5 protein-coding genes, 1 tRNA gene and 1 pseudogene are annotated in these 6,414 nt (G+C 66.8%); 2 read left to right on the top strand and 5 right to left on the bottom strand.

All coding sequences use genetic code 11. The features are described 5' to 3' along the window. The 5 genes and pseudogenes from AC3WR5_RS05725 to AC3WR5_RS05705 all read right to left on the bottom strand — a co-directional run. Positions 1 to 308: pseudogene (locus AC3WR5_RS05725) on the bottom strand (MotA/TolQ/ExbB proton channel family protein); the annotation flags it as partial. A gap of 198 nt (positions 309 to 506) precedes the next feature. Beyond that, positions 507 to 1,184 carry a TonB family protein gene (locus AC3WR5_RS05720; protein ID WP_231012716.1) on the bottom strand — a complete coding sequence of 226 codons (678 nt, stop codon included), beginning with the start codon at positions 1,182 to 1,184 and terminating at the stop codon, positions 507 to 509. A gap of 851 nt (positions 1,185 to 2,035) precedes the next feature. Next, the gene (locus tag AC3WR5_RS05715) at positions 2,036 to 2,464 is read right to left on the bottom strand and encodes a universal stress protein (protein ID WP_492482556.1); all 429 of its coding nucleotides are present in this window, start codon (positions 2,462 to 2,464) and stop codon (positions 2,036 to 2,038) included. A gap of 360 nt (positions 2,465 to 2,824) precedes the next feature. After that, positions 2,825 to 2,900: transfer RNA gene (locus tag AC3WR5_RS05710), tRNA-Ala, on the bottom strand. Between the two features lie 66 nt (positions 2,901 to 2,966). Further along, complete coding sequence (locus AC3WR5_RS05705) at positions 2,967 to 3,773, bottom strand: hypothetical protein (RefSeq protein ID WP_492482554.1); 807 nt, start codon at positions 3,771 to 3,773, stop codon at positions 2,967 to 2,969. Positions 3,774 to 3,984: 211 nt separating this feature from the next. Here AC3WR5_RS05705 and AC3WR5_RS05700 point away from each other — a divergent pair, with 211 nt between their 5' ends. Together AC3WR5_RS05700 and AC3WR5_RS05695 are read left to right on the top strand one after the other, a co-directional pair. Next, positions 3,985 to 5,520, top strand: a complete 1,536-nt coding sequence (locus AC3WR5_RS05700; RefSeq protein ID WP_492482552.1) for a TolC family protein — start codon at positions 3,985 to 3,987, stop codon at positions 5,518 to 5,520. Continuing rightward, the gene (locus tag AC3WR5_RS05695; protein WP_492482550.1) at positions 5,520 to 6,281 is read left to right on the top strand and encodes an efflux RND transporter periplasmic adaptor subunit; all 762 of its coding nucleotides are present in this window, start codon (positions 5,520 to 5,522) and stop codon (positions 6,279 to 6,281) included. Before AC3WR5_RS05700 ends, AC3WR5_RS05695 begins: the two co-directional genes overlap by 1 nt. Positions 6,282 to 6,414: the final 133 nt, after the last annotated feature.

Below are 6,414 nucleotides of genomic sequence, written 5' to 3'. Positions count from 1 at the left end.
TTGGTGAAGATGATGTACCACGAGCCCATGGACATGATGATCATGATGATCAGCGTGCCGCGGGCGACGAAGTCACCCTGGCTCCACAGCGCTTCGAGGCCGTAGGGGTTGTCGATGGTTTCCTTCTTGACCTCGGGCACGACCGGGGCCGGAGCCGGGTCGGTCGAAGCGGTGGCAGCAGGGGCAGAGGCTTCCTGGGCGAGGGCGGCTTGCGGCAGCAGGGTGGCAATGCCAGCCAGGCCGACCAGGCCGGCCGTGGCGAGGGTGACCGCCAGCAGCGGCGCGCGCAGTTGTTTCAGAAAGGACATGGACTCACTCCAGGGAACAAAACAGGGACAAATGCCTTGCCCGGCGGGCCGTTGCGGCCACGAAAGGGGCAGGGCGACTGAGGATGACTGTCGCGCGGCAGATCTGATGTCTTTCTCGCGGCAGTGAAAGCTTGATTGGCGACAGCCTCTTGCCAGGACCGCCACCCAACGACTAGCGGACTTTCAGTTGCTGGAAGTTCACTCCAGCTTCCAGACGTACTCGACTTCGAAAGTGCCGCCCGTGGGCTGGCCGTTTTCGTCAGCACCAGCCTTGAAGACGCAACCGCTGAGCTTGTCGAGTGCGATGCGGTCCAGCAGCTTGTGCTCGCGGCTGGGGCCAGCGGCCTTCACCACTTCAGCCTTGGCCAGCTTGCCTTGGGCATCCACTGTGAAGCGAATGCGGGTCGTGCCAGTGGCTTCAGCCCGGGTCGCAGCGGCAGGGTAGTCAGCGCCCGTGGGGGCGCACGCGGAAATGTTGCCAATGGCGGGCCGGGCGGCTGCACGCGGCGGTGCTGGCGGTGCGGGTGGCGCCGGTGCCGCTGGGGTGATGGTGACCGGCGCAGGCGGCGGTGCCACCGTCGTCGTCGTGATGGTCGGCGCGACCGGCTGCGGTGCCACCTGCACTTCCGGCGGTGGCACGAAGGCTGGCGGCGGCGGCAGGTTCTTGGGCGGCGGCGGCAGGTTCTCCGGCGGCGGCGGTGGCGGCGGCTTGATCTCTTCGATCAGCTTGGTCTCCACCGGCTTGATGGCGACCTCCACCACCCGACGTGCCAAGCCACTCACCAGGGCGTAGCCCAGCAAAACGTGCAGCACGATCACCACCATCAGCCCCACAGGGTGCTTGCGGGGGCTGCGCTGCGATTCAGCGAAATCCACTCATTCCTCCAGTCGCCCTCGAAGGACGCTGTCTTTCTCATCGGCAACGGCCTTTTGGGCCGCGAAAAACGCCACTATAGCGGGCAATTTCTGCCTGCCATTACAGGCTTGACCCTAATGATTCACGGCAAAACCGGCTTCAGCCCTTGTAACCAGCCGGTTGAAAGGGCTGTTTGCCGAGTGTTGCAGTGCTTCAGTCGCGGTCAGCCGCAGCACTTGGACAAAGCGGATCCTGGAAGCGATTTTTGTGCCAGTGCTCCTTCCCAACCGGGCACCAACTTGGCGCATTTGCCGCTTTGACTCGGGACAAGAGGCAAACCGCGTGCCGCGGCGCGTGGCGCAGAAAGGGAATTCCCCCTGCAGGTGCAAGGAGGCGTGACCAGACGCGGCTGCGCGCTAAATTGCCTGATCGTCGCCAACGGCGCCGGAAGAGTTTGACAGCCTCGAACCACAGCAGGCCCGGCCTGGCCATGCAGGCTGCCGCCAGCAGCGCCGCAGTAGCGGGCGCCGAGAACGAGAGTGGTCCGCTGTAGGCGGTAATGGGCATACGGTACCCAGTACCGCGAGCGTGCCCGTCACGACCCGGCCGAACCGGCGCTTGGACGCGGCGTTGCCGAGCATGGCACGCGCACCCAGACCCTGGCGCCCGCATGCACCGCGAGCAAGGGCAGCCACATCGGTTCAGATGCCACCTCGCGTGCCGGCTTCAGCACGCTGCGCAGCTTGCGCACCGCTGATTCGTTCGGCCCGTCGCGGGCCAGGCGCAGGCGAGCCTTGGCCTCCCTCAGCCGGTCGTCACCGACGGGCCAGTTGCCGCCTGCGTTCGGGATCGGCGGCGAAGACGCGGCGGGTCACTTCACAAGCACGACAGGCATTTCGGCGGTCGCCAGCACGCGCTGCGCGGCCGAGCCGAGCAGCAGGTCGGCGACGGCACCGCGGCCTTTTGCGCCAAGCGCAATCAGGTCGAACTTGCCCGCCATCGCGCAATGCACGATTTCCTGTGCGACGTGGCCGGTGCGCACTTCCATGTCGTGCTTGATGCCGGCCGCATCGAGCAGCTTCCTGGCCGGCTTGAGTTCCTTCTCGCTGAGTTCACGCAAGTAGTCGGCCACGGCCTCCTTGCCCACGAAGGCCTTGGCATGCCGCAGCCCGACATCGTCGTGCACGCTGATCAGGGTGACGGTGTTGCTGGTGGACGAGAGCGACTGCAGCAACTTGATGGCGTACTTGACGGCATGCAAGGCGGGCTTCGAGCCATCGGTGGCGACGAGAATTTTCATGCGGGCATCCTGTCTGATGCGGCACCGTCCTGCTCATCGAGGGGGGCGTGCGCCGCAAGGGCTTGTTGGACAACGTGGTGAGGAAGCAGCCCTGGCTGGCAAACGGGTCGGCAGGCAGCCAGTGCTGTGTCGACCCGAGTTCAACACCGCCGCACCGGCGGTCGCTTGATCCAACGCAAACCAGCCGGCTGGTTGCGCGCAGACGCGCGAACCGCCCAAATAGCGGATGCGTCGGTCTTGGTTTCGACAGGTAGCTGGACCCTGGTGGTTGGGCCCAGACGGGACACACGGGCCGGCCATGACGGCGCCTCGGTGGTTCCAGGGGGCTTGCCGGATTCACGCTGAATCCTGGCGGAGCAGTGGTGGAGATGAGGAGGATCGAACTCCTGACCTTCGCATTGCGAACGCGACGCTCTCCCAGCTGAGCTACACCCCCACTGCAATTCAGTATAGCAGCGCGAAATTGGGCCGCAGAGGCGTGAATCTCAGCACTTTCACCGGGTCAGGCGCGAATCGAGCGCAGGTAGTCCAGCACCCTGGCGGTGCGCCATTCGGCGTCAAGCTGACAGCTCGCTGCACGGGCGCGCCGGCAGGCTTGCACGGCCTCTTGCCGCGTGTCCGTGGTCCAGGGGCGCAGGTCGGCCGGGAGGTCTGGCAACTGCAGTTCCGGTGGTGGCGCCGGGCCATCGCGCAGCCAGGCTTCGGCCTGCTGGAAAGCGTCGCGGCGCATCAGGTCGATCATGTAGTCGCAGGCCGACTGCAGCCCTGGCCGCAGCTTGCCGGCGCTGACCGTGATGATGGGCAGCAAGGGGGCGAGCGTCGGCACCAGGTGGTTGGCGTAGACCGTCGCGTGCCAGTAGCGCTCGGCCGTCTGGCGGAAGTGCGCCAGGTCGCGCACCGGCACCAAACCGGACTGTTCGATGGGCAGGATCTCGATCTGCGGTTTGGTGACGAACACCGTGTCGTTGGACACGTCCACGTACAGCGCGCCGAACTGGATCGCGTTCTGGAAATACTGCTCGCGCAGCACGCCCCAGATGCTGCGCACCACGCCCCCTTGGGCGACGAAGTCGTGCAATGCCTGCGTGACCGGATCGGCCGGCTTTGCCAGGCGTTGCGCCAGCCGGGCGTACAGGTCCTGCGTGATCTCCTCGCAGCGGCCGTATGGGTAGGCCTTGCCGCCGGCCGGCGGGAGGCGCTGCGCCAGCACCGCGTCCGTTTCGGCACGCAGGGCCAGGAAGTAAGGCATCAACTGATCGGTCAACGGTCCCAGGCATTGGGCGGTCAGCGCCACCTGGGCGGCGTCCACGGGCACGATTTCCTGGGGCAGGCATGGCTTCACACAGTCGATTCTGCAACGCATCCGCGCCGCCGGGCCGATGGGCGGTCGCCAGAGACAGAGGTGTTTCGCCCCGCTTCTGTGCACCCTTGCTTGCGCCCAGCCTTCCTATGCTGCGAGCTCGGTCTCACACGCTTTGCGCACGGCCCTGCGGCGCTTCGAACTTCCTACAAGAATCACCATGCTTGCATTTGCCAAGACCTTGCTCGTGGCTGCCGCGGCGCTCGCCCTGAGTGCCTGCGCCTCGCTGCAGCCGCAGCCGCTGGCCGGCGCCGAGATCAGCGACATCACCCAGGCCGACAAGCTCGCGCTGCAGCAGAACGCCGCGCCGTTGGACGGCCCGTTGAGCCTCGAAGCCGCCATTGCCCGGGCCCTCAAGTACAACGCCGAGCGCCGCGTGCGCCGCATGGAAGAGGTGGTGGCCTTTGGCGGGCTGGACGTGGCCAACCTGGACATGCTGCCGCGCCTGGTGGCTTCGGCCGGCTACCGCAACCGCGACAACGACCTGCTGGTGCTCAGCAAGGACCTGGCCACCGGCACCGTGATTGGCGGCCAGACGATTTCCTCCAGCCGCGAAGCCACCGGCGTGGACCTCTCCTTCTCGTGGAGCTTGCTGGACTTCGGCCAGAGCTACTACGCGGCCCGCCAGAGCGCGGACCGTTTCCTGATCGCCACCGAACGCAGCCGCCGCGCCCAGCACCTGCTGGTGCAGGACGTGCGCACCGCGTTCTGGCGCGTCGCCGCGGCGCAGAAGCTCAGCGGCGAACTGCAGGCCACCACGCAGGTGGCCGAGCAGGCGCTGGCAGACGCCCGCAAGATCGAGCAGGAAGGCCTGCGCTCGCCGCTGGAGCCGCTGCGCTACCAGCGCCAGTTGCTGGAGAACCTGCGCCTGCTGGAACTGGTGGACCAGGAACTGAACAGCGCGCGCATCGAACTCGCGCAGCTGATCGGCGCGCCCGGCGGCCAGGCCATCACCGTGGTCGAGCCGGCTGCTGCACCGGCCACTGCCTGGCTGAACCAGCCGGTGGAGCAACTGGAAACCTACGCGCTGTCGCAGAACGCCGAGCTGCGCGAGAGCATCTACAGCAGCCGCATCGCCCAGGCCGAAACCCGCAAGGCCATGCTGAAGATGTTCCCCGGCCTGTCGTTCAACTACGCGCTGCGCTCCAGCAATGACCAGTACCTGATCAACCAGTCCTGGAACGAGACCGGGCTGCAGCTGTCGTTCAACCTGCTGGGCGTGCTCTCGGCGATCTCGCAAACCAGGATGGCCGAAGCCGGCGTGCAACTGGCCGACCAGAAGCGCATGAGCACGCAGATGGCGGTGATCTCGCAGCTGCACCTGGCGCGCCTGCAATACGGCAACGCGGTGCGCCAGTACGAGCGCGCCGACGCCATCGCCCAGGTCGACAGCCGCATTGCCAAGCATGTGGCGAACCAGGAGGCCGCCGCGCGCCAGACTCAGCAGGAACGCGTGGCCCAGCAGACGGCCGCCATCCTCTCGCAGCTGCGCCGTTACCAGGCCTTGTCCAACGTGCAGGCCGCCGCCTCGAAGCTGCAGGCCACGCTGGGTCTGGAGCCGCGCCTCACCGCACCTGAAGCCATGTCGTTGACCGACCTGACGCTGGCCGTCGCGGGCGTGCTGAAAGCCTGGGATGTCGGCACGCTGCCCGCAGAACCGGCCGTGTCGGCTGAGACCCCCAAGGCGGTGCCGTGATGCGCGCGATTGTTTTCTGCACCACCATTGCCACGCTGTCGTTTGCAGCGCTGGTCAGCTTCGGCACCGAAGCCGCCGAGCCCGCGCGGCCCGAACTGCGCGAGGTCCGCGCCCAGCTCACGCCCAAGCGCTTCACCACGCTGGCGGCCGAAGTCGGTGCCAAGGTCCAGAGCCTGCCGGTGCCCGAAGGTGGCGCCTTCAAGGCCGGACAGACGCTGGTGCAGTTCGATTGCTCGCTGCAGCAGGCGCAGCTGCAGAAGTCCAAGGCCGTGCTCGCCGCGGCCGACGCGACGCTGCAGTCCACCACGCGGCTCTCCGAGCTGAACTCGGCCGGCAAGCTGGAGCTGGAGATCGCGGGGACCGAAGCCGCCAAGGCCCGGGCCGACCTCTCGTACAACAACATCCTGCTCGGCAAATGCCACATCGCCGCGCCGTTTGCCGGCCGCGTCTCGGAGCAGAAGGTGCGCGAGCAGCAGTACGTGCAGCCCGGCCAGACGCTGCTGGAGATCATGGACGACTCCACGCTGGAGCTGGAGTTCATTGCGCCCTCGCACTGGATGGCCTTCCTGAAGGTCAACTCGCCGTTCGAGATTCGCATTGACGAGACCGGCAAGACCTACCCGGCAGGCGTGGTGCGCACGGCGGCCAAGGTTGACCCGGTCAGCCAGTCGGTCAAGTTCACCGCGCAGATCCGCGGGCGTTTTCCCGAGCTGGTCGCCGGCATGAGCGGGCGCGTCATCGTCGACGTGCCAGCTCGCTGAGCGTCTCAGTCTTTCCTCTTTCGGCAGCGCCTGTGCTGCCTCCGGGCCACCGCTCGCCGAACCGACATCACGCCGCATGAACCGCTTTCCCCGCAGCATCTGGAATGACGTCGTTCGCCGACTTGGCGCATTG

Source organism: Ideonella sp. FW305-24 (assembly GCF_058788035.1).
This window is presented reverse-complemented; position numbering and strand designations above follow the sequence as displayed.

Bases quoted from the DNA above. Each gene is read 5' to 3' on its own strand.
- AC3WR5_RS05695 (WP_492482550.1), top strand. From the start codon at position 5,520: ATGCGCGCGATTGTTTTCTGCACCACCATTGCCACGCTGTCGTTTGCA.
- AC3WR5_RS05715 (WP_492482556.1), bottom strand. From the start codon at position 2,464: ATGAAAATTCTCGTCGCCACCGATGGCTCGAAGCCCGCCTTGCATGCC.
- AC3WR5_RS05700 (WP_492482552.1), top strand. From the start codon at position 3,985: ATGCTTGCATTTGCCAAGACCTTGCTCGTGGCTGCCGCGGCGCTCGCC.